We start from the raw sequence: 23,764 nt of genomic DNA, 5'->3' as shown, positions 1-23,764 counted from the left end.
TTTTGTGACAAATTTTTTTGGAATAATCTAAAACACACTTTATGGATTCAATTGTTTACTTAGTTCCTGCTTTTGGAATAGTGGGATTGTTGTACACAGCTTGGAAATTTAGCTGGGTATCAAAGCAAGATGCTGGAAATGAAAAAATGCAAGAGCTTTCGGGCTATATCGCTGATGGAGCGATTGCCTTTTTGAAAGCAGAATGGAAAATATTAGCCTATTTCGCTTTACCAACGGCGATTTTATTGGCATGGTTAGGAAATCAGGAAGGTCCTGGATTTCACTCTTCCCCATTGATTGCAGTAGCATTTATCATCGGAGCTATATTTTCTGCCACAGCAGGCTATATAGGAATGATTGTGGCTACTAAAGCCAATGTGCGTACAGCGGAAGCTGCTCGTACATCCTTAGCAAAGGCTCTATCTGTTTCATTTACAGGAGGGTCTGTTATGGGAATGGGCGTAGCTGGTTTGGCTATTCTTGGCTTAGGAGGCTTGTTTATTACCTTTTACCAGATTTTTGCCCAAGGACAAGCATTGACTTCCAATGAGATGAAAACCGCGATTGAAGTATTGGCTGGTTTCTCATTAGGAGCTGAATCCATTGCTTTGTTTGCACGTGTAGGTGGAGGTATCTATACAAAAGCAGCGGACGTTGGAGCAGACTTAGTAGGTAAGGTTGAGGCAGGAATTCCTGAAGATGATGTGCGTAATCCTGCAACTATTGCTGATAACGTAGGAGATAACGTAGGTGATGTGGCTGGTATGGGTGCCGACTTATTTGGTTCTTATGTAGCTACTATTTTAGCTACTATGGTTTTGGGACAAGAGATTGAAGTTAGCGATAATTATGGTGGCTTCTCCCCTGTTCTTTTACCGATGTTAATTGCTGGTGTAGGTTTATTAGCTTCATTAGTATCTACATTTTTTGTTCGTATTAAAGGTGAAACTTCGTCTGTGCAAAATGCCTTGAACACGGGTAACTATTTATCCATTGTTATCACTTTTGTAGTTTCTTATTTCTTGGTGCAAAATATTTTACCAGAAACCTTGGTACTTCGTGGTTTTAGCTTTACCGCAATGGATGTTTTTTATTCCATTATCGTAGGATTAGTGGTTGGTACATTGATGTCAATCATAACGGAGTATTATACGGCCATGGGTAAACGTCCTGTTGATTCTATTGTTCAGAAATCAGGTACTGGTCATGCGACTAATATTATCGGTGGTTTGGCCGTAGGTATGGAATCTACCGTATTACCGATTTTAGTGTTAGCCGCGGGAATTTATTTCTCCTACTTCTTTGCTGGAATTTACGGGGTTTCTATTGCTGCTGCTGGTATGATGGCAACCACTGCGATGCAGTTGGCCATTGATGCCTTCGGTCCAATTGCGGATAATGCAGGAGGAATTGCTGAAATGTCACAATTACCTTCTGAGGTTCGTGAGCGTACTGATAATTTAGATGCTGTAGGAAATACGACAGCAGCAACTGGTAAAGGTTTTGCTATTGCTTCAGCAGCCTTAACATCTTTGGCTTTGTTTGCCGCATTTGTGGGAATTTCTGGAATTACTCAGATTGATATTTACAAGGCTGATGTGTTAGCAGGATTATTTGTAGGTGGTATGATTCCATTTATTTTCTCTGCATTATGTATTTCAGCGGTAGGAAAAGCTGCCATGGAAATGGTAAATGAGGTTCGTCGTCAGTTCCGTGAAATTCCTGGAATTATGGAGTATAAAGCTAAGCCTGAATATGAGAAGTGTGTTGCCATATCTACAGAAGCGTCTATTCGCCAAATGATGTTACCAGGCGCTATTGCCTTAACTGTTCCAGTCATCGTTGGATTTATCATGGGACCTGAGGTATTAGGCGGGTTATTAGCTGGTGTTACTGTATCAGGTGTGTTGATGGGTATATTCCAATCCAATGCTGGTGGTGCTTGGGATAATGCTAAAAAATCGTTTGAAAAAGGCGTTTTAATTGCTGGAGAGACTTATAAAAAAGGTTCTGATCCGCACAAAGCAGCTGTTACTGGTGATACCGTAGGAGATCCATTTAAGGATACTTCTGGTCCTTCCATGAACATCTTGATTAAATTGATGTCCATTGTTTCCTTAGTAATTGCTCCTTATATCGCCAAAACTGATGGTAAGGTTTCTCAAGTGGAGAAAGCGCCAATTGTGATGAAAATGGTTGCTAAGAAATAATTCATTTTTCCATTGAAATTGAAAAGCCAATCCAGAGATGGATTGGCTTTTTATTTTTACTAAAATTCAATAGATAGGTATAGTTGCCCCATTGGGTTTTATTATTTTTGATAGCAGGTAAACTAAAAAAGCCTTCCCATTGGAAGGCTTTTTTAATCTCTATCAGAAGGATATTCCTAGGATTAAGCAGTTAATTTACCTCTTAATGCTCTTGGGATATCGATAGTGGCCACTGGGTTAGACATTGGATTTAAAATCTCGCATCCAGTTACTTCTAATTTATTTACTTTCACAGTTTGACCTAAATCTAAACCAGAAATGTCTGCTGTTACAAAATCAGGAATATTTTCAGCTAATCCTTTCAAAGTTACTTTACGCAATTTTTGGATCATCTTACCCCCTTTAATAACTCCTGGAGAATTACCTACAATTTTAATAGGCACATCGATCTTAATTGGCTTGTTTTCTACGATTTCTAGAAAATCTACGTGTAATATCATTTCGTTTACTGGATGAAACTGAGCATCTTGTAAAATAGCGCGGTATGTATCACCTTCGATATTTAATGCCACTTCATATACATCAGATGAGTAAAGTAATTCACGGAAAAGAATCATGGGTACTGCAAAATGTACCTGCTCTTTTCCACCATACAATACACAAGGAGCTAAAGCTTCAGAACGCAAATCTTTCGCGCTCTTAGTTCCGAGATTCGCTCTTTTATACCCTACAATCTCTAATTTTTTCATGTTGTTTTTTTGTTAAGTCTCCAGTCTTTCGCGTTTGGCTATCCCCTGAAAACGGTTAAAATTAATATTTAATAAATAATGAACTGATAGATTCGTGATCTCTAATTCGACCGATTGCCTTTGCAAATAACTCAGAAACCGATAGAACTTTAATTTTGGAGCATTGTTCTCTTAATGGTATCGTATCAGTTACCACTAATTCAGTTAAGACCGAATTGTTGATATTCTCATACGCTTTACCTGATAGTACGGGGTGAGTGACAATAGCTCTCACCGATTTAGCTCCTTTATCCATGATTAATTGAGCGGCTTTGCACATGGTGCCTCCTGTATCAATTAAATCATCAACTAATACCACATTGGCTCCTTCCACATCCCCAATCAATTGCATGGAAGCAATTTCATTTGCGCGTTTTCTGTGCTTATCGCAAATAACCATGTTGGCATTAAAAAACTTAGCCATATTTCTAGTTCTTACTACTCCACCTACGTCTGGAGAGGCAAAAGTTAAATTTTCCAGTTCTAAGGATTTTAAGTAAGGAATAAAAATGGCCGTTCCTTCTAAGTGATCCACTGGAAAATCCATAAAACCTTGGATCTGTCCTGCATGTAAATCGATTGTCATCAGACGATCGGCACCTGCTGCAGTCAATAAATTCGCAATCAATTTTGCACCAATTCCTACCCTTGGTCGATCCTTACGATCTTGACGAGAATATCCAAAATATGGAATTACCGCCGTGACATAATGGGCAGAGGCTCTTCTAGCGGCATCTATCATCAACAATAACTCCATCAAATTGTCGGCAGATGGGAAAGTGGATTGAATGATAAACACATCACAACCTCTTACGGATTCATCAAAGCTGGGAGACATTTCTCCGTCTGAGAAGCGTAAAATGGTGGCGGCACCTAAATCTTTTCCATAGTATTTAGCAATTTCTTTGGCCAAATAATTGGACGCTGAACCAGAAAATATTTTTACTGCATTAATCGCTGCCATGGGGAAAAATTAAGGAACTTATATTTTGTTTAACAGAAATAAGGCGCAAAACTAGTAAATTTTGCGCCCTTTTACAATTTAATCTTTATTTAATAGATGCCCTGATAATATTCAAGGCTCCTCCGGCTTTAAACCACTCTATTTGTTGAGCATTATAGGTATGGTTTACAGCAAAACTCTCTTTGCTTCCATCCGCATGTTCTAATTCAATAGTCAATGGCTTTTCTGGTGCAAATTCATTTAATCCTACAATATTGATGCTATCATCTTCTTGAATCTTGTCATAATCAGCTTCATTGGCGAATGTTAATGCCAACATACCCTGTTTCTTCAAGTTGGTTTCATGGATACGAGCAAATGATTTCACTAATACCGCACGTACTCCCAAATGACGAGGTTCCATGGCAGCATGCTCTCGTGATGAACCTTCACCGTAATTGGTATCCCCAACTACAATAGTGCCAATTCCAGCAGCTTTGTAAGCACGCTGTGTCTCAGGTACAGGACCATAGGCACCCGTTAACTGATTTTTTACATTATCTGTTTTTTCATTGAAGAAGTTCACAGCGCCTATTAACATGTTATTTGAGATATTGTCTAAGTGACCACGGTATTTTAACCATGGACCAGCCATAGAAATATGGTCTGTAGTACACTTACCTTTCGCCTTGATCAATAATTTCAAGCCTTTCAAGTCTGAACCTTCCCAAGCAGCAAAGGGTGCTAATAATTGCAAACGGTCAGAAGTTGGAGAAACTTTTACTTGAACGCCAGAACCATCAGCTGCAGGTGCTTGATAACCAGCATCTTCTACGGCAAATCCTAATTTCGGCAATTCATCGCCTGTAGGAGCTTCCAATTTAACTTGTTCACCTTTCTCATTAGTTAATGTGTCAGTCAATGGATTGAAAGTCAAATCTCCAGCAATAGCCAAAGCGGTCACAATTTCAGGAGAAGCTACGAACGCATAGGTATTTGGATTTCCATCAGCACGTTTCGCGAAGTTTCTATTAAATGAATGAACGATGGTATTTTTCTCTCCTTTTTCTGCCCCTGGTCTAGCCCACTGTCCAATACATGGACCACAAGCATTCGAGAATACAGTAGCACCAATCGAATCAAAAGTGGAGATAAATCCATCTCTTTCAATAGTGTAACGTACTTGCTCTGAACCCGGAGTAATGGTGAATTGTGCTTTTGTTTTTAAACCTTTGGCAGCAACTTGCTTCGCCAAAGATGCTGCACGTGCAATATCCTCATATGAAGAGTTGGTACATGATCCAATTAAGCCTACTTCTACTTTAGTTGGCCAGTTGTTTTTAGCTGCCAACTCTTTCAATTTAGAGATTGGAGTAGCTAAATCTGGTGTAAATGGACCATTTACGTGTGGCTCCAAGGTATCTAAATCAATTTCAATAACTTGATCAAAATAGGCTTCAGGGTTGGCATAAACCTCTGGGTCAGCTGTTAAGTGTTCACGAATGCCGTTGGCTAAAGCAGCAACATCTGCTCTTCCAGTTGATTCTAAATAACGGGCCATAGAATCATCATAGCCAAATGTAGATGTGGTTGCTCCAATTTCTGCGCCCATATTACAAATGGTTCCTTTGCCAGTACATGACATGGAAGTAGCTCCTTCTCCGAAATATTCCACCACACAACCTGTTCCACCTTTTACAGTTAATATACCCGCAACTTTCAAGATAACATCTTTAGCTGAGGTCCAACCATTTAATTTACCTTTCAATTTTACTCCAATTAACTTAGGGAATTTCAACTCCCAAGCTAATCCAGCCATTACGTCGCATGCATCTGCTCCTCCTACTCCAATGGCAATCATTCCCAAACCACCCGCATTTACCGTGTGAGAGTCGGTTCCAATCATCATTCCTCCTGGGAAAGCATAATTTTCTAACACTACTTGGTGAATGATACCTGCTCCTGGTTTCCAGAAACCAATTCCGTATTTATCTGAAACAGATGATAAGAAATCGTATACTTCTTTATTTTTATCTACGGCCACTTGTAAATCAGTAGATGAAGCTACTTTAGCTTCAATCAAGTGGTCACAATGTACTGTTGAAGGAACGGCAACCTGTGGACGACCTGCCTGCATGAATTGCAATAATGCCATTTGTGCAGTGGCATCTTGCATAGCAACACGGTCTGGTGCAAAATCCACGTAGGAAGCTCCACGAGAAAATGTGCTGGAAGGAGTCCCTTCCCACAAGTGACTATAAAGAATTTTTTCCGTTAATGTAAGCGGTTTCCCTGTCAATGCGCGGGCTGCAGCTATTCGAGCTGGCATGCGATCATAGACAGCTTTAATCATTTCAATATCAAAGGCCATGAGTCAATGTTGGTTTTAATAAATTGTTTGTAAAATTAATAGATTACCGTCACCTTTTTGTCACTTTTTTTAAATAACATTTCCTTTGCAGCAGTTTTTTGTGAATTTTACATTTTAATTGACGTTTTAAGGTCAATATTATGCTTTCTAAATAATTGTTAAGCCCAATTTGAGATTTAAACCCATCATTTCTTTTTTTCTGTGGCTATGTTTTTTTAAAAGCTTAAGTGCTTTTGGACAAGGCAATAGCGTTCCGGATTTAGTGATTAGCAAGGCAATCGAAATGGCTCCGCAACACGGTGCACAAATTGGGTATTTTAGTTCTGAGGTAATCACCAAGGAAAAGGGCCGTTTCAATCAGGTCATTGGTTTAGCTAAAAATCGATTGAAAAAGAATGAGGGTATTCAAGAGGGTCAATGGTACGGAAATCAAACACATTCTAAAGTATATGTTCGAAGTTTAAATCAAATTATTCATGAGATTATCGATGTGAGAGGCTTTCAAAAAAAGTATCCAAGACCTACTTTATTTTTTTGGCCTGATTTTTACCAAGACTACATAGGAACCAACTGCGTCTCTCCTTTAAACTACCACGGACGAAATTTTTATTCCTATTCGCATACAGGCGACACTTTGGTTGAAGGACATCAAGCATTACAATTTGATGTCAAACCGCTTAGCTCTGGAGATCGTTTATTCTCAGGCAAGCTGACATTAAGTATTGATGGTTGGATAATTCGCTGGCAGGCACAGGTAGAATCAGATGCCATCATGTATTACATGGATTTGCAGCACCAGTGGTCAAACCAAGCTTGGTTACCTAAAACCGCCTATTTTAAGTTGTCAGGTGGACTCATGGGTAATTATGGTGAATTCATCTTACAAGAAGAGTTGCAACAAAAACCAACTAATTGGCAAGATATTTCTTCTTGGCAGACTCCTCAGCCTGTCAAGGAACGTTTGAATATTTCCGAAGTTGGATTCGATGAAGTTTTTGCCACGCAATTACTTGGGAATTTTCACCAGTCCTTGCTTAGAAAATGGAAATCTAGGCCACAAAGTGGTTTGATTACCATGGATTCAGTTCGTTACGCTATAAAGGGAGAAAGTGCTCATAATACTTTAGGAGATCAATTTTTTCAAGGTTCAAGAAATGATATTTTGTTGGAGACTGCTATTGATACCTTACGTAAAAGTCCCTTTTCCATTAATCAACTGATATTCTCTAAGTCTTTTTATCTGGGACCTCGTCAAAAAGATTTTTATCCCTTTGAGATTTATTATAAATCACCGGTTTTTGATTCAAACTTTAATACTGTTGAAGGATTTGTCGCTAATGCAGGATTGGTGTTTCGAAAACGCTGGGCTAGATATAAATTCTTGGAAGCGGAATTTTTAGGTAGAAGATCCTTTGGTTTGAACAGAAATACGGGTTATGTTAAACTTAGGTACAAAACTGAAACATTTGATATTTCCTTATCTCAAGGGGATTTTGTTCAGCAGATGAACCCTGATAATTCAATATCTCCCGAGATGAATACGCTTTCAACTCTATTGTTGAAAAATAATCAGATGAAAATCTTCCGAAAGGAATTTTGGAATATGTCTTTAATTAAGCGTTTTTCTTCCAAATTCTTTTTGAAAGGAAGTTTGGATTGGTCGCGAAGGAGTCAAATGGATAATACGACGGACTATTATTGGTTTAATTACCTCAACAGGAAGTTTACCACCAATAACCCTCAAAATGCCGAATATACCCAAGATGGTTTTGCCACTCATAAGGCTTTTATTAGCCAATTGACTCTTGGTTTTAGGCCTTTTTTGACACAATATTATCGTAATCATATCCGAGAAAGTGAATGGGGCTCATCCCCTCTTATTTTGGTGAAATATCGAGCAGGTTGGAATGGAGTGGCTGAATCTTCGGCTCCTTTTAATATGCTTGAACTATCCTATTTACAAAACATGACTTTATCTCCTTGGATCAAGGCAGGTTTCATTATTAATGCCGGAACATTTTTAGGATCTGCACCTACCAATTTTATTGATTTCAAACATTATAACGGCAACATGAACTTAGTTTTGACGGGTGAAATGCTAGCCTCTCATCGTTTGGTGGGATATTACCAAAATTTTACTTCGGGGGCTAACCAGCGACTGAATGTAAACCATTATGCCTACAGTACGGCAGGGACCTATTTGGAGGGACTTTCTCTTTTTCAGTTTTCAAATCTTTGGTTAAAGCCTTTATTGGGGATGAAGAAATCTTATGTGAAAGAATTGCTAATAGCTAACACCGTATATATCCAAAATCAAAAACTTTTGTATTCTGAGCTTGGTTACGGCATGGATGGCTTGCTAAAGGTCCTTCGATTGGAAGCTATATCCAGTTTTGTAAACGGAAAATTTAATTATGTTGGATTGCGCTTAAATTTAAATTCTCGGATACGCATTGGAAATATTCCTGAATAATCAATAAGTAGATTTTTTCGGGTCATTTAAATTCCTTGGCAAGAAATTCATTTTAAGCAAGTATATTTGAGGTCACTTTTTAATTTACAATTTCAATTTATTTAGAATGGCAAAAAATTTGGTCATCGTGGAGTCGCCGGCAAAAGCTAAAACCATTGAAGGGTATTTGGGTAAAGATTTTGTGGTGAAATCTTCGTTTGGTCACGTGAGAGATCTGCCCACCAAAGGCGATAAGGCGATAGATATTGAACATGATTTTGCGCCAACTTATGTGATTTCAGCAGATAAAACAAAAGTGATTTCTGAATTAAAAAGTTTAGCTAAATCATCTGAAGAAGTATGGTTAGCAACTGACGACGACCGTGAGGGAGAATCTATTTCATGGCATTTAAAGGAGGCATTGGGATTGAAAGACGATACCAAAAGAATTGTCTTTCGAGAAATTACCAAATCGGCCATTCAAAATGCCATTTCTGCTCCTCGTAAAATTGATATGGATTTGGTGAATGCCCAGCAAGCTCGCCGAATCATGGATCGATTGATTGGATTTGAATTATCTCCTGTTCTCTGGTCTAAAGTACAAAAGGGACTGTCAGCAGGCCGAGTACAATCCGTTGCTGTTCGATTAATCGTAGAGCGTGAAAGGGAAATTGAGCATCATCAAAGTGTGGCTTCATACAAAGTTTCAGCTTTATTTGAGCTGCCCGGAAAGAAATATTTAAAAGCAGAATTACCCAAAAATTTTGCTACCGAGGAAGAGGCAGTTGCTTTTTTAAAGAAGTGTCTTGATGCCGAGTTTAGTATCAAAAATTTAGAAACTAAACCCGCCAAAAAAACACCCGCACCGCCGTTTACTACCTCTACTTTGCAACAAGAAGCCTCTAGGAAATTAGGATATTCTGTAGCTACAACGATGCAAATTGCGCAGAAACTCTACGAGTCGGGAAGGATATCTTATATGCGTACTGATTCTACTATGCTTTCTCAAGAAGCTAGGGATAAGGCCAAACAAGCCATTGAATCTGCTTACGGGTCTAAGTTTCACCACGGACGGCAGTTCAAGACTAAAAATGAAAGTGCCCAAGAAGCTCACGAGGCCATTCGTCCTACGGATTTTGAGGTAAACTCCATTTCAGGCGATGCTCGTGAAAAACGTTTATATGAATTAATTTGGAAGCGCGCTATTGCCTCTCAGATGGCTGATGCGGTGATAGAAAGAACAACCGCCCAAATTCAAATATCGACCACATCCGAATTATTAGTAGCTCAAGGTGAGGTGGTAACATTTGAAGGATTTTTAAAAGCCTATTTAGAGGGTAAAGATGAGGAGGAGGAAGATGAGAACAAGGATATGTTGCCGCCTTTACAGGTAGGTCAAGTGTTAGTATTAAATGAGTTAAAAGCCCAAGAAAGATTCTCTAGACCAGCAGCAAGATATACGGAAGCAAGTTTAGTTAAGGCCTTGGAAGAGAAAGGAATAGGTCGTCCTTCTACCTATGCTCCAACTATTTCAACGATCATCAAGCGAGCTTATGTGGTTAAAGAAGATCGGGAAGGAAAAGAAAGAGAATTTCAAACTTGGATTTTGAAAGACCGGGAAATTGTTGGTCAAAAAAATAAGGAAATTGTAGGTACGGAAAAAGCTAAATTATTCCCAACCCATATAGGCATTTTAGTGACAGATTTCTTGGTAGAAAACTTCCAAGATGTAGTCGACTATACCTTTACGGCTGAAATGGAAGATGAGTTTGATAATGTGGCGAAGGGAAAGTTGCCTTGGACTCAGCTGATGAAGAACTTTTATGGTTCTTTTCATCAAACCATTGAAGACAGTAAATCCATTTCAAGAAGTTCAGTGGGTGGAGGAAGAGAATTAGGTGTGGATCCTGTTTCTGGTAAGAAAATATCGGTGAGATTGGGTAAATTTGGTCCATTTGTGCAATTGGGGGAATCAGGTGAAGAAGAAAAACCGGTATTTGCCAATTTGACCAAGGATCAATCTATTTCCACTATTAGCCTAGAAGAAGCCATTGCTTTATTAGAGCGTCCTAAACTACCTAGAGAGGTGGGTATTTATCAAGATAAACCCTTGATCATTGGGGCAGGAAAATTAGGGCCTTATATCAAATTTGATGGAAAGTTCACCAGTTTACCTGACAGTGAGGATCCATTTACTTTGGATTTAGCGGGAGCTATTCGTGTATTGGATTCAGCCCAAAAAGTGGCTGAGGCAGAGAGTCTTGGGACTTTTGAAAATGAGTTGATATCCACAGGTAAGGGTCGATTTGGCCCCTATGTTAAGCATGCGGGAAAATATTATTCTCTTGGCAAGACAGATAATTTAGCTACTTTAAGTCAAGAAAGAGCTATTGAGATTATTTTGGCTAAACGAAATATGGAGGCCAACAAATACATCAAAGAGTTTCCGGAAAACGAACAAGTAAAAATTGTTAACGGTATGTATGGTCCTTACATACAGATAGGCAAAAGAAATGTCAAGATTCCTAAAGATATGAGTCCGGCGGACTTGACCTTAGAACAGTGTCTAGAACTTGGTGAGCAGGCTCCTGCGCCTAAAAAAGGAAGAAAAAAGTAATACAAATATAAATTATGGGTATGAGTCAAATTATTGATGGCAAGTTTGTGGCTGAGTCCATGAAAGCCTCCATTGCTAAAGAAGTACAAGAATTGTTAGCAAAAGGACATAGGGCACCACATTTAGTGGCCATTCTTGTAGGAAACAATGGAGCCTCTGAAACTTATGTTGCCAATAAAGTTAAGTCATGTGAGGAATTAGGTTTTACCTCTACCCTATTACGTTTTGATCCGACTATCACGGAAGCTGAATTACTGAAGGCGGTTCAAGAAGTAAATAATAATCCTGGTATGGATGGTTTAATTGTTCAATTGCCATTGCCAGACCATATTAATCCTGATAAAGTTATGGAAACAATACATCCATCCAAAGATGTAGATGGTTTCCATCCCATCAATATCGGTCGAATGGCTAAGGGTTTGCCTGCTTACATTTCAGCTACTCCTCAAGGAGTGCTGGATTTATTGGCATATTACCAAATTCCAACTGCTGGTAAGCATTGTGTGGTGGTAGGAAGGAGTCAAATCGTTGGATTACCCATGTCAATTTTAATGCAAAGAAATCATCCTCAGGGTAATTGCACCGTAACTCTGACTCACTCGAGAACACCTAATTTAGAGGAGATTAGTTCACAGGGGGATATTGTCATTGCTGCTCTAGGAAAACCTGAGTTTATTAAAGCAGCTCATATTAAAGAAGGTGCCGTAGTAATTGATGTGGGTTTAACCCGTGTCGAGGATGCTAGCAAAAAATCTGGTTTTGCCTTAAAAGGGGATGTGGATTTCGCAGACGTAGCGCCCAAATGTTCCTACATCACTCCAGTGCCTAAAGGTGTTGGTCCTATGACCATTGTTTCATTAATGAAAAACACTTTGTTGGCGGCTAAAGGAGAAATTTATCCTAAAAATTAAGCGATATTAAGATTGATAATAATAGCGATGGAAAACTCCCAATGGCAGTTTTTTGTCGCTTTTATCATTTAAATACAGCTCACCTGATTCTGCCGTTTCCGGCACATCAAATATGCCATTCATTAGATTTTCCACCACTAAAGTTGAAAATCCCAATGAATAGACATTACTCAATAATAAATGCTCTTCAGGATCTAGTATTTCTTTGACAGAAAGTAATAAATCTTCAATTTGTTCTTCTAAGACCCATTTTTCACCATCAGGTCCCCTTCCATAAGCTGGGGGATCCAGGAGAATTCCTTGATATAAATTACCTCTTCGAGCTTCTCTTTTGACGAATTTTAAGGCATCCTCCGCCATCCATCTTATCCCATCAAGTTTGGATATTTCCATGTTTTCCCTAGCCCACGAAAGAACGGGTTTAACAGAATCCACATGAGTTACGTCTGCTCCCATTTGTCGACACACCAAACTAGCTCCTCCTGTATAAGCAAACAGGTTTAAAAACTTGGGCTTGTTGTGTTTAAATTGAGGGATTTTTTCTGCTAAATATTCCCAATTGGATGCTTGTTCTGGGAATAGACCGACATGTTTAAAAGAAGATAAAGAAATTTTGAAGGATAAGTTTAGGCGCTTTGATTGATAAGGCATAAACCATTTATCAGCCACTTTTCCTTTGATCTCCCATTGACCACGCTCTACACTTCCTTTTTCTTTTTTGAAATGAGCGTGGCATTGAGATTGCCAAGCTTGTTCCGACAAAGATTTACCCCAAATAGCTTGTGGTTCTGGCCTTCTAACGATGAAAGAACCAAATTTTTCCAGCTTCTCAAATCCACCTGAGTCGATTAACTGATAATTATCTCCCCAAAATTGAGGACTTTCAATGGCAATGGATGTGGACTGCTTCAAACTTATTTTTGGATTTCAATCTTATTTAAATAATATACTGAACGGCGACCTTCTTCATTGGAGATGGTCTGGTAGCCATTGGCTAAATAATAGGGACCAAACCAGTAATTTAACTCCGACTTACTGCTTCTTCTGATTTTATCCGCATCATTATCAGTACTAATATTTTGAATACTTTCTGTTTCCGATCTTCCTTGATTACCAATTTTTTTGGTTATGATTTGATTGTCTATGTTGAAAGAAAGAACAATCTCATCCCCCTGAAGAGAAGTTTTAATTTTTTGGATTAATTTGGGTTCTTTTAGGTCTTTCATGGCTATGCAATGATCCCATAACAAATCCCCCTTTTCATCTAATTCGACAATAACTGCATGTGTATAAACCCAGCCGTCAAATTGCTGCTGGCTTCCGTAGGAATTGAACCCTCTATATCCCCAAGGGCTATAATAGCTAGAATAGGGTGAATACAAGCCATAATAACCGTAACCCCAACGGTAAGGATTATACATCATAGTCCATGGTGAGTAAAAACCTCCTAAACCCATCATGCTGCCGTATGGGCCGAAATTATTGTATTTATAATCAGGATAGAATGCTTCTGCCACCACAATGTAATGGTCACCTTTTTTGATAATTTCATGAATTAATAAACGGTAATCTAAGCGCAAATCTTCTCCTTTGCTTTCTTTATTTTTTATCTTCTTTTCTTGTTTCTCCTTTTGTTTAGGCGTTAAAAAATTGAAGAAATTAGAAAACTTAGTGAAGCTATGAAACTTGGACTGTATCAATTCTCCATCTAAATATGAATTAAAATAGATCCCTTGCGAACTTGGTCCCTTAGAGGATCCAATGGTAGTTTTATGACCGTAAGTCCCCACGATAACTTGTAAGGAGTCGTTGAGCTGGGTGGATTTGGCATTCATCATAGCAAATTCCTCGTTGGGATCCATTACAATTTGCCCAATTTGCACTCCATCTTCATCAAAAGACTTGATAACTAATTGATAATTTTTAGCTCGGTTTCCTACCGAATAGGTTACATTGATTTGTTGTTGAATGGAATCTAGGTCCATCGACTGGATTTCTGCTTGTCCTTTTACTACCGAAGGCAGTATGCGCGTTTTACGCTCCTTTAAGTTCGTAAATAAGATAACAGGCTGATTATTAACTATACCAGCAATGAATAGAGATTCATTCAATGCTTTGAAATTGGATATTTCCATTCGATCAACGGAATAGATTTGAAATTTTTCAAAAGTTCCTTTAACTATATTGACCCGAATGACTTGATAGGAATTACTTTTAAAACGGCTGAACAATAGGTTAAGTGATTTTCCATCAAAACTGTGATTTACGTAATCAAGTCCATTATCTATGGTTCCGGAAGTATACCAAACTTGTTGTAAGTTGGTAGAGAATTTCTGAATACTGAACTCCTGTTTACCTAATTGGTTAAGTATTATAACTCCTTGATTTCCAATGGGTATGGTGAAAGATTCCAAATCCTTTCCTCCTACTGGAAACTCAATTCGCTGACCTACTTGAGCGTTCAATTGAAATAAGGCAAGAATTAAAATACCACTTAGTAATAGCTTGATGGAAGATAAAACTCTCATATATTTATTCTGTTAGGCTCAATATGATATCAAATTCAGGTTTGTTAACAGGGGTCACTGAGAGTCTGGATTGTTTTATTAATGCCAGATTACATAAACGAGAATCTGATTTCATTTGTTTTAGGGTAACTGTTTTGTTAAACTTCCGAACGGGAATCAGTTCTACCACTACCCAGCGAGGATCATCTGTTGTCGGATCAGGATAATGTTCCTTACTGACTTCGGCTAATCCAACAACTTCGAGACCTTCATTGGAGTGGTAAAAATAGACCCAATCTCCTTTTTTCATGGCCATCAAATTGTTTCTTGCCTGGTAATTTCTTACCCCATCCCATACGGATTTACCTTCTTTAACGAAATCATCCCAAGAATATTTGAAAGGTTCTGATTTAACTAGCCAATAATTCATATTTATGGAAATTTAGGAAATTTAGAGAAATCAGGTTTTCTTTTTTCTAAAAATGCATTTTTACCCTCTTTGGCTTCTTCAGATAAATAGTAAAGCAAGGTAGCATTTCCAGCTAATTCTTGGATACCAGCTTGACCATCCAATTCTGCATTAAAGGAGGATTTCAACATGCGAAGCGCTATTGGGCTTTTCTCGAGTATTCTTTCACACCATGAAATCGTGGTAGCTTCCAATTGGTCTAATGGAACAACTTTATTAACTAAACCCATGTGTAAGGCCTCTTGAGCATCGTATTGGTCACATAAGTACCAAATTTCTCTGGCTTTTTTCTGTCCAACTACTCGGGCCAAATAGGAAGCTCCAAAGCCACCGTCAAATGAACCTACATTTGGTCCTGTTTGACCGAACCTCGCATTATCTGCCGCAATGGATAAATCACATACGACATGTAGTACATGGCCACCACCGATAGCCCAGCCTGCTACCATAGCTACCACAGGTTTAGGAATAGAACGAATTTGTTTTTGTAAGTCTAATACATTTAATCTAGGCACCAAGTCTTGGCCAACATAACCCCCATCACCTCGAACACTTTGGTCGCCACCTGAACAAAATGCTTTTCCTCCCTCTCCTGTCAAAATAACAACGCCAATGGAAGTATCTTGCCTGGCTAATTCCATGGCCTCCGACATTTCCTGCACCGTTTTTGGTGTAAATGCATTGTGTTTGTGCGGTCTATTAATTGAAATCTTCGCTATTCCTTTATATTGCTGAAATAGGATTTCTTCATATTCTTTAATGGTTTTCCAAGGGAAATTAGATGTCATGATTTAAATATTTTCTTGGTTATAAATTACATCCCAGGTATGGTCTGCTAATAAAGTTACTTGAGCTAAAAATCGACTGTATTTAAAAGATCGCCCCCATTCGTGTGGAGCCACTAAAGACAATAAATCTGTCCCATTTTCTTTTTCGTACAGGTAATAAGTTTCATTAATGATGGGTTCAAAACCCATGGCAGCATCATATATTCGTTCAGAAATCTCTTTTCTTTCAGCCAAAAGTTTCGCTTGTTTGGCTAAAGTTTCCATCTGCTCGTACAATTGATTCATTTGCCTATCTGTCTGTTGCCTCATGGCTGTCACAGATCGACCTTTGGTTTTACCCATATCTTCGGGCTTTATAACGGCAGATCCAGCCGTATGAGCATAAGGTAAAAGACCTGGATTGGCGGCTACTTTTTCAGGATTGATTGGATTTAAGAAAGGATCTTCTGACATGCGCAATTAATTAAGGTAAATCCTAGCTTTAACCCTCAAAATTAGAGAATGTTTGGTTAATTTTGGAATGATTGACTGATTATATGCTGCTTATTTCTCCCAAGTCAAATTCCTTCCCTATTCCATCGACTCCTTTTGAAGCTGAGGTCATGGAATTTTGCCGATTATGGCATACTGGAAATGAATGGTTTACCTTTCATACTTCAGGTTCCACAGGTGTTCCCAAGGAAATTAAAATTCATCGTAGACAAATGATTTATTCTGCCAAAATGACGGGTAAATGGTTGGGATTAAAGTCAGGCGATAAAGCTCTTTTGTGTTTGCCTATTAGATTTATTGGAGGAGTGATGGTGGTAGTTAGGGCATTGGTATTGGATTTGGAATTAGTTATTGTTGAACCTAGTAATCAACCTGAAATTCCAGCCAATTTGTCTTTAGTATTGACATCTTTGGTCCCTCCTCAGTTACAATATCTATTACAAAACCCCTCGCTGCTTTCATCATTTTCCATTGCCAAGGGTATTTTAGTAGGTGGTGCTGCTATTTCAAAAGAAATCGAAAATCTTGCCGCTAAACAGGATATTCCCATTTATTTAACCTATGGGATGACAGAAACTGTATCCCACATAGCCTATCGATCTATCTCTAAGACTACTGATGAATATTTAATTCCTTTATCAGGTGTGGAATTGAGATTGAATGCTGATGCTTGCCTGTGCGTACGTTCTTTTGTTACCAATGAAGTTTGGATTGAAACGAATGATGTAGCTGACTTGCTTCCAGATCAGCGATTTCAAATTTTAGGAAGGAAGGATTTTGTGATCAACTCGGGAGGAATGAAAATATTCCCAAGCCAGATTGAACAACATGTTCAGACTTATTTTCTGGAAAATGGTTTATCTTACCTTTGTTTTGTAGCAGGTTTACCTGATGAAAAATATGGTCAGAGAGCTACATTATTTATTGAATCCCAACAAGCCATTACTTGGGAAAATGATTTAAAGCGATATTTATTGCAACATTTGTCATCAAAACAAATCCCTAAGTCGATTATTTGCCTTCCTCAATTCATATTTAATTCAAACGGTAAATTAGATAGTCGGAAAACGGTAGCTTTGTATCAAGAAACTTCATCCATTGAATCCTAATTTTATGAGTAATTTTAATTTATTGTACGAAAGCGCCAATCATGTTCCCGCTCCCTATCATTTCGAAGCGATGCTAAAATTTCTTGATTGGGGAAGTTCGGTGGCATCTTTGGAAATTGAAATACAATACACTGACCGGGATGATTTTTCTAAGGAAGAACTTATGGCGGAGGGATTACCACTGGAGGATTTTTGGTCTTGGAAAGGCCCCATTACACCGGTATGGCAAAATCGATTGCAAGCTAGATTTGATACCTATAAATCTGGTATTTGTAAACCGAAAGATACTGAACCATTTATCATGTTGGAGTATGAAGATCGTAAAACTCTGGTTCCTAGAATGCTAGAAATGGAAGAAAATCTAATTCAGGAATTTTTTCAATCTATTTTTGAAGCTGCCGGAAGAGAAATGCCTTTATACCTAGGATTTCAATTTAAGGATCATCAAGGCAATTGGATTCGAATAGAAGGAGAATTATCATTTCAAAATTTAAACTTCACCTACCAAGAATCAGGTTCTGTTCAAAAAACAATTTCAGATTGGGAGCGTTTACAAACTTTAATGAATACGATTTACATAGCTGATTTCCAATCTGATAAGGCTAAAGAAGAATTGAAAAGTTCTCAGTCTTTTGCGGTTTATCCGGGTGACGGGCTTTGGTATATTGCTGGTGATTCATTGAGAAAACCATCTGGTAATAATCGATATTTTGATGGTTTGGAAAACAGTTTAAGAGAAATTTTTGCATCATAAAAATTATGGTTTCATCGATAGAAGATCAAATTGCTGAGGTTTATTGGATTCAAAAATCATCTTTGGCTAGACTCAATAATTCTAGCCCTAAAGAGAGGATAGATAAATTAAGATCTATAGAAAAATACATGCTTGCGCACAAAAAGGAATTGTTTGATGCGCTCTATGAAGATTTTAAAAAACCTGCTTCTGAGGTGATATTAGCTGAATTGTTGGGTGTAAAGAGAGAAATTGATCATATTTGTAAGAACCTAAAATCATGGATGAAACCTCAAAGGGTAGATACACCTCTCCTACTTTTAGGTACGCAAGGATATATTCAACCCGAAGCTAAAGGTATGTGTCTGGTCATTGCACCTTGGAATTATCCATTTAACCTGGCTATTTGTCCCTTATTGTTAGCCATAGCTGCAGGTAATGCGGTTATGTTAAAACCTTCGGAGCTAAGTCCTGCTACATCAACTTTTATTAAAAAGATGATTACAAGTCTATTTGATCGTAGCGAAGTTGCTGTTTTTGAAGGAGATGCTGCTGTTTCTACTCATTTATTGGAGCAAAAGTTCAATCATATATTTTTTACGGGAAGTCCTGCCATAGGTAAAGTAGTGATGAAGGCTGCTTCTGAACATCTTTGTTCGGTTACTTTGGAATTGGGAGGAAAATCGCCTGCTATCATTGGACCTGCAGCAGATATTGAGGCATCCGCACAAAAAATTGCTTGGGGAAAATTTTTAAATAATGGCCAAACCTGTATTGCCCCAGATTATGTCTATGTTCATGAAAAGCATTATTTTGCCTTCTTGGAATTCTTGGAAAAGGCGGTGAATAGTTTTTATAATCCTGAAAATAAAGGTATTCAACAAAGTAAGGATTATGCTAGAATTGTCAATAAAAGGCACTTTGCGCGCGTCATGCATTTAGTAGAAGATGCCAAATTACGCGGAGCTAATGTACTTTTTGGTGGGGATACCGATGAAAATGAATGTTATATCTCACCTACTGTTTTGACTAATTGTAACCACGATATGCAAATTTTGCAGGAGGAAATTTTTGGTCCAGTTCTCCCTATTTTGGTGTACAAAGATGAGCAACAAATTGTGGATCAATTAGCCAAGGAGGAAAAGCCATTGGCCTTATATATTTTCTCAGAAAATGAAGATTTCACTCAATACATTCTGAAAAATACAAGTTCCGGAGGTGTAGTGGTGAACGATTGTTTGATTCATTACGGTCATGGTGAACTTCCTTTTGGTGGAGTTAATAATTCTGGAATAGGTAAAACGGGTGGTAAATTTGGTTTTAATGAATTCTCCAATCAAAAATCCGTTTTAGTTCAGCACAGTCGGATGATGAAATTCTTGTACCCACCCTATAAATTGAATGTTCGTTGGATGCTTGATTTTATTTTGAAATGGCTGTAAAAAAAGTCCTATTATTTCTGATATTTGTGGCTTGGACCCTCCAATCAAAGGCCCAATTAAATTATGCCTTACTAGACCAAAATCCACCCTCAGTTCAATGGAAAAAAATACAGGTTCCTAATTTACCTATTCAGCTAATCTTCCCCAAAGATGCCGATAGTTTAGCTAAATTAACAGCATATTACCTAGAAAAACACGTTTCTAAAGTTGGTCAAACTCTTCCCTCTAAGCTTCATTCCTGGAAAATTGTACTTCAAAACCAGGGCATTTATTCTAATGGTTTTGTTAGCCTAAATGCTCCTAGAGCTGAGTTTTTCACTATACCAACTCAATCTCCGTCTTTAGTAGGTACAAATGAATGGTTGGAAATGCTTGTAAGCCACGAAACGCGACATATTTATCAAAATGAATTAGGTCGTCAAGGGTTGGCAAGTGTTTTTAGAACCCTCTGGGGAAGCAATGGCCAGGCTTTGTATTCCAATTTGATAATTCCCAATTGGTTGTGGGAAGGTGATGCAGTGGAAACTGAAACTCGTTTGAATCCCATAGGAAGGGGTAAAATACCTGAGTTTTATTTGCCTTTGCATGCCTATTTACTTCAATTTGGAATACCTTCCTATGGAAAAATGATGGGTAAATCCTTTCGCCAATGGGTCCCTAATCATTACGTTTTTGGACAATATTTTAGTCAATATATCCGTGAAAAACAAGGAGAAAAGGCTATTGGTCAGATATGGCAGCAAGCCTTAAACAGACCTTATCCATTTGCTTTTTCATCAGTATTCAAGAAAAGAACAGGTTTAAGCATTGATCAATGGAGCCAAATGGCCTTGAAAAATTTAAAGGATTCCTTACAGCTGCAAGCTATTAATACGAAGCAAGCATCAGAGTCCCTAATTCAAATTAGTCCGGCAGTAAAGAAAGGTTTTTCTCCCTATAAGTTCCCTAATTGGGTGTCTTCTGATACGGTGGTGGCTATTAAATCAGGTTTTTCCACCATCCCTGTCTTAGTGGAGTTGAGTCATGGTAATGAAAGAATTTTAGAAAAACTAGGCCCCATAGCGGAAATGAATATGTTGTCTGCATCCAAGAATTGGGTGGTTTGGTCAGAAATAAGATTTGATCCTCGTTGGGGTCAGAGGCAAGGTAGTAGAATCGTCCTTTATAACCGATTTACAAAAGAAAAGTCTTATTGGGATGGTGATGAGAAATGGATAAATCCATCCATAAACCCAGATGGCAAGCATTTGTTGACTTTAGTTCAAAATACTTCAGGTTCCTCCCATATGTTGTTATTGGATATCGAAACTCGGCAACTGATTAAGAAAATACAAATTGCTCCTGGGGAACAAATCATTCATGCTCGATTATCTGAAGAAAACCGTTTAGTGTATGTGGTGAAATACCAACATCAGAAAGCCATTAGAATCATTGATTTAGACAAATTACATGTTTTACATGAATTTAATTTGGGAGAAAGCAACATCGGTTCACCCTATTTGAAAGGATCTTTTGTGTACTTCAATGAGCCTATTAATGGAATTGATCAAATAGCTAGGATCGATATTTCTACTTCCAAGAAACAGATTGTAACTCAATCCGAGTTTGGGGCATATTCTGCCCAGGTTTCTTCAGATGGGAAATTGATTTATCAGGCATATCAGGCCAAAGGAGATGTCATTGTTCAAAAAATGATTGGAGAACAGAATTGGAAACCTTTAGCAAATATTTCTAAAGTAAATAGCGTTCAAGAGAATGTCCCAAATTATTCCATTAAACCTTATTCCAAATGGAATATTTTCAATGTGTATTCATGGGGGCCTTTAGTAGCTGCACAAGGAAATCAGCTGGAACTTAGTCTTTTATCTAAAAATATAACGAATACCTTACAAGCTGGACTTGGATATCAATATGATCCTAATGAGCGCTCAGGAACCCAATTTGCCAGATTTTCTTATCAAGGTTTTTATCCGGTTATTGATGTTTCTTTTCAAAATAGTCAGCGAAGTACTAGTTTGTACATCGATAAAAAATCTCCATTGGATAGTTTGAGAACTGATTCTTGGACTCAAACTAAGGGTGATATAGGCATTCGTTTACCCTTCAATTTGACACATTCGGCATTTGCAGAATATTTGACTTTATCTTCTACCTATTCTTTTTTTCAAGTAAATGGATATGATTTGCCGCTGAGATACAAGAATGAAGCTTTTAATGGATTATATTCATCCATGACCCACGCCATATCCTATTCCAAATTAATGAATAAGGCATATTGGGACGTCCAATCACCTTGGGGCTACCAATTGGGACTTTACTGGCAAGGAACACCATTTACTCAAAATTTGAAGTCTGAAATTTGGTCGGCTCAGCTGAAATTCTTTTTACCTGGATTAATCAAACACCACGGTTTGTCCTTGAGAGGTGCCTACCAGCAACAGTCCAATGGGAATTATACTTTTGCCAGTACATTAGCGCTATCCAGAGGATATACTACGGTTTTGTACAATCGATTATATACTTTCTCGGCTGACTATAAATTTCCTATTGCCAATACTGATTTTAATTTGGGTAGGTTAGTCTATGTTAAGCGTTTGAAAGGCAACCTGTTTTTTGATGCCTCGCAAGGAGAAAATTATTCGAAAGATGAAATATCAAAGAATACATTTCAATCATTCGGTGTAGATTTGTCATCTCAATTTCACTTGATGCGATTTGCACAGACATTTGAAATCGGAGTACGTTGTTTATATAAATCTCAAACCCAACAAATCGAGTGGTATCCTTTAGTAGTCGATATAGGTTTTTAATCCTTATAGGGTGGGGTTTGATAATTTTGATGTCCTGTGAAACCAATCAGGATTCCAAAGGAGAAAAAATACCACCTGCATCAGCTTTTAAAAAGGGGGAAGATCCTCAACGTGTTATTCAATATTTAAGTGCGATTTTAGAGGATAAGCCCTCTTCTACTCTATTCTATTTGCGTTCAAAAGCGTATTTCTCTCAAAGGAAATATTTGTTGGCAGCGGAGGATATTCAAAGAGCTTTACAAATTGAATCGGGAGATTTGGATTTTTTATTCCTTTCTGCCAAGATTCATTACCATTTAGAGGAATATGATGAAGCCTTGAATGAAGCTAAATCATTGGAGGAAGCAGGATTTTCAAGTCCCGGCTTGTGGATATTATTAGCAGAAATTTATGCACACCGTGGACAGGTAAAAATTGCCAATTATTATTTGGCAAAAAGTTTAAAAGTGGGTTTGTCACCTGAGGACAAAGCCTATGTTTATACCTTACGAAATTTATCGGTCGGAGATACTTTAACATGGTTAAGGAATGTTCGTGATAGCAGCAGAGTTTATTTAGCTGATAATCCATTAGCAAGAATTTATTTTCAATTGCAAGCGGATCGAATGCCCATCATGAATTACCAGTACCAATTATTGGCGGCCAGAAAAAAATATCCCAATGATCCGCATTTATTGCGTTTTTGGGCAAGGTTTTTGGCTAGGATTCGACAAACCCCTCGAGCAGAAAATGTGTATGCCAGGGTTTTATCATCATTTTCCTCCAATCCAGCTTTATTTTTGGAAGTGGGAACATTTTATTTCAAAAGTAGGGATTATTATAAAGCGATAGCCTTCTTGGATAAGGTACCACCCAATACGCCATGGGCTGCAGAAGCTTTATTTTACAAATCCATCTGTTATTTATATATCGGTGAGCGAATGAAGAGTTTGGCTTTATTGGATTCGGCTCAGGGATTATATCCTCAGGACAAAAGATTTAAAAGTTTGAAGTTTAGATTTATGAACCGAAGCTTGGATTCAACCCAAGCTCAACAAGATAGTTTATCCGCGAAGTCGCCTGAAAATTAAAATAGGCCTGCATTATTCCTGCTTAATTCGTAAATTGCGGAAAATTAGTTCG

Annotated in this window: 17 protein-coding genes; 9 read left to right on the top strand and 8 right to left on the bottom strand. The window is 38.0% G+C overall.

What is annotated here, in order from left to right; all coding sequences use genetic code 11:
- The first annotated feature begins 41 nt into the window (after window positions 1-41).
- Window positions 42-2,210, top strand: a complete 2,169-nt coding sequence (locus tag ESB04_RS01365; protein WP_129025475.1) for a sodium-translocating pyrophosphatase — start codon at window positions 42-44, stop codon at window positions 2,208-2,210.
- Window positions 2,211-2,392: 182 nt separating this feature from the next.
- On the opposite strand, the gene ESB04_RS01360 is transcribed toward ESB04_RS01365, so the two are convergent.
- The 3 genes from ESB04_RS01360 to ESB04_RS01350 form a co-directional block, all read right to left on the bottom strand.
- Window positions 2,393-2,959, bottom strand: coding sequence for a 50S ribosomal protein L25/general stress protein Ctc (locus tag ESB04_RS01360; protein ID WP_129025474.1), 567 nt, complete (start codon window positions 2,957-2,959; stop codon window positions 2,393-2,395).
- Between the two features lie 61 nt (window positions 2,960-3,020).
- Window positions 3,021-3,962 carry a ribose-phosphate pyrophosphokinase gene (locus ESB04_RS01355; RefSeq protein ID WP_129025472.1) on the bottom strand — a complete coding sequence of 314 codons (942 nt, stop codon included), beginning with the start codon at window positions 3,960-3,962 and terminating at the stop codon, window positions 3,021-3,023.
- 85 nt (window positions 3,963-4,047) lie between these two features.
- On the bottom strand, window positions 4,048-6,312 hold the full coding sequence (locus ESB04_RS01350) for an aconitate hydratase (RefSeq protein WP_129025470.1): 2,265 nt from the start codon (window positions 6,310-6,312) through the stop codon (window positions 4,048-4,050).
- A 262-nt stretch (window positions 6,313-6,574) separates the two neighbouring features.
- Here ESB04_RS01350 and ESB04_RS01345 point away from each other — a divergent pair, with 262 nt between their 5' ends.
- The 3 genes from ESB04_RS01345 to ESB04_RS01335 all read left to right on the top strand — a co-directional run bounded on the left by ESB04_RS01345 (window position 6,575) and on the right by ESB04_RS01335 (window position 12,292).
- Window positions 6,575-8,785 carry a DUF5686 family protein gene (locus ESB04_RS01345; protein WP_262707664.1) on the top strand — a complete coding sequence of 737 codons (2,211 nt, stop codon included), beginning with the start codon at window positions 6,575-6,577 and terminating at the stop codon, window positions 8,783-8,785.
- A gap of 106 nt (window positions 8,786-8,891) precedes the next feature.
- On the top strand, window positions 8,892-11,381 hold the full coding sequence (gene topA / locus ESB04_RS01340) for a type I DNA topoisomerase (RefSeq protein WP_129025466.1): 2,490 nt from the start codon (window positions 8,892-8,894) through the stop codon (window positions 11,379-11,381).
- Between the two features lie 20 nt (window positions 11,382-11,401).
- Window positions 11,402-12,292: a bifunctional 5,10-methylenetetrahydrofolate dehydrogenase/5,10-methenyltetrahydrofolate cyclohydrolase gene (locus tag ESB04_RS01335; protein WP_129025464.1), complete on the top strand. Its 891-nt coding sequence runs from the start codon at window positions 11,402-11,404 to the stop codon at window positions 12,290-12,292.
- A 6-nt stretch (window positions 12,293-12,298) separates the two neighbouring features.
- Here ESB04_RS01335 and ESB04_RS01330 read toward each other — a convergent pair whose 3' ends face one another.
- Genes ESB04_RS01330 through ESB04_RS01310 form a run of 5 tightly spaced genes read right to left on the bottom strand, consistent with a single transcriptional unit; the run spans window position 12,299 to window position 16,509 of the window.
- Window positions 12,299-13,204 (bottom strand): class I SAM-dependent methyltransferase, encoded by a 906-nt coding sequence (locus ESB04_RS01330; protein ID WP_235832155.1) that lies wholly within the window; start codon window positions 13,202-13,204, stop codon window positions 12,299-12,301.
- A gap of 2 nt (window positions 13,205-13,206) precedes the next feature.
- Window positions 13,207-14,820 (bottom strand): hypothetical protein, encoded by a 1,614-nt coding sequence (locus ESB04_RS01325; protein WP_129025462.1) that lies wholly within the window; start codon window positions 14,818-14,820, stop codon window positions 13,207-13,209.
- 4 nt (window positions 14,821-14,824) lie between these two features.
- The gene (locus ESB04_RS01320) at window positions 14,825-15,229 is read right to left on the bottom strand and encodes an EVE domain-containing protein (RefSeq protein WP_129025460.1); all 405 of its coding nucleotides are present in this window, start codon (window positions 15,227-15,229) and stop codon (window positions 14,825-14,827) included.
- Window positions 15,230-15,231: 2 nt separating this feature from the next.
- Complete coding sequence (gene menB, locus ESB04_RS01315; RefSeq protein ID WP_129025458.1) at window positions 15,232-16,056, bottom strand: 1,4-dihydroxy-2-naphthoyl-CoA synthase; 825 nt, start codon at window positions 16,054-16,056, stop codon at window positions 15,232-15,234.
- 3 nt (window positions 16,057-16,059) lie between these two features.
- Complete coding sequence (locus ESB04_RS01310) at window positions 16,060-16,509, bottom strand: DUF2452 domain-containing protein (RefSeq protein ID WP_129025456.1); 450 nt, start codon at window positions 16,507-16,509, stop codon at window positions 16,060-16,062.
- Window positions 16,510-16,592: 83 nt separating this feature from the next.
- On the opposite strand from ESB04_RS01310, the gene ESB04_RS01305 reads away from it, so the two are divergent.
- The 5 genes from ESB04_RS01305 to ESB04_RS01285 are packed head-to-tail and all read left to right on the top strand — an operon-like array spanning window position 16,593 to window position 23,712.
- Window positions 16,593-17,657 (top strand): AMP-binding protein, encoded by a 1,065-nt coding sequence (locus tag ESB04_RS01305; protein ID WP_129025454.1) that lies wholly within the window; start codon window positions 16,593-16,595, stop codon window positions 17,655-17,657.
- 4 nt (window positions 17,658-17,661) lie between these two features.
- A complete protein-coding gene (locus tag ESB04_RS01300) occupies window positions 17,662-18,411 on the top strand; it encodes a hypothetical protein (protein ID WP_129025452.1) in 750 nt (249 codons plus the stop codon).
- 5 nt (window positions 18,412-18,416) lie between these two features.
- Window positions 18,417-19,832, top strand: a complete 1,416-nt coding sequence (locus ESB04_RS01295) for an aldehyde dehydrogenase family protein (RefSeq protein ID WP_129025450.1) — start codon at window positions 18,417-18,419, stop codon at window positions 19,830-19,832.
- Window positions 19,833-19,858: 26 nt separating this feature from the next.
- On the top strand, window positions 19,859-22,642 hold the full coding sequence (locus tag ESB04_RS01290; RefSeq protein ID WP_164969568.1) for a TolB-like translocation protein: 2,784 nt from the start codon (window positions 19,859-19,861) through the stop codon (window positions 22,640-22,642).
- 29 nt (window positions 22,643-22,671) lie between these two features.
- Entirely contained in the window at window positions 22,672-23,712 is a 1,041-nt protein-coding gene (locus ESB04_RS01285) for a tetratricopeptide repeat protein (protein WP_129025446.1), read from the top strand.
- Window positions 23,713-23,764: the final 52 nt, after the last annotated feature.

The sequence above is a fragment of the Aquirufa rosea genome, from assembly GCF_004118285.1.
In the GTDB taxonomy this organism is placed as follows: Bacteria; Bacteroidota; Bacteroidia; order Cytophagales; family Spirosomataceae; genus Aquirufa; species Aquirufa rosea.
The sequence above is the reverse complement of the archived record's forward strand: the minus strand, read 5'-3'. Positions and strand labels throughout refer to the sequence as shown.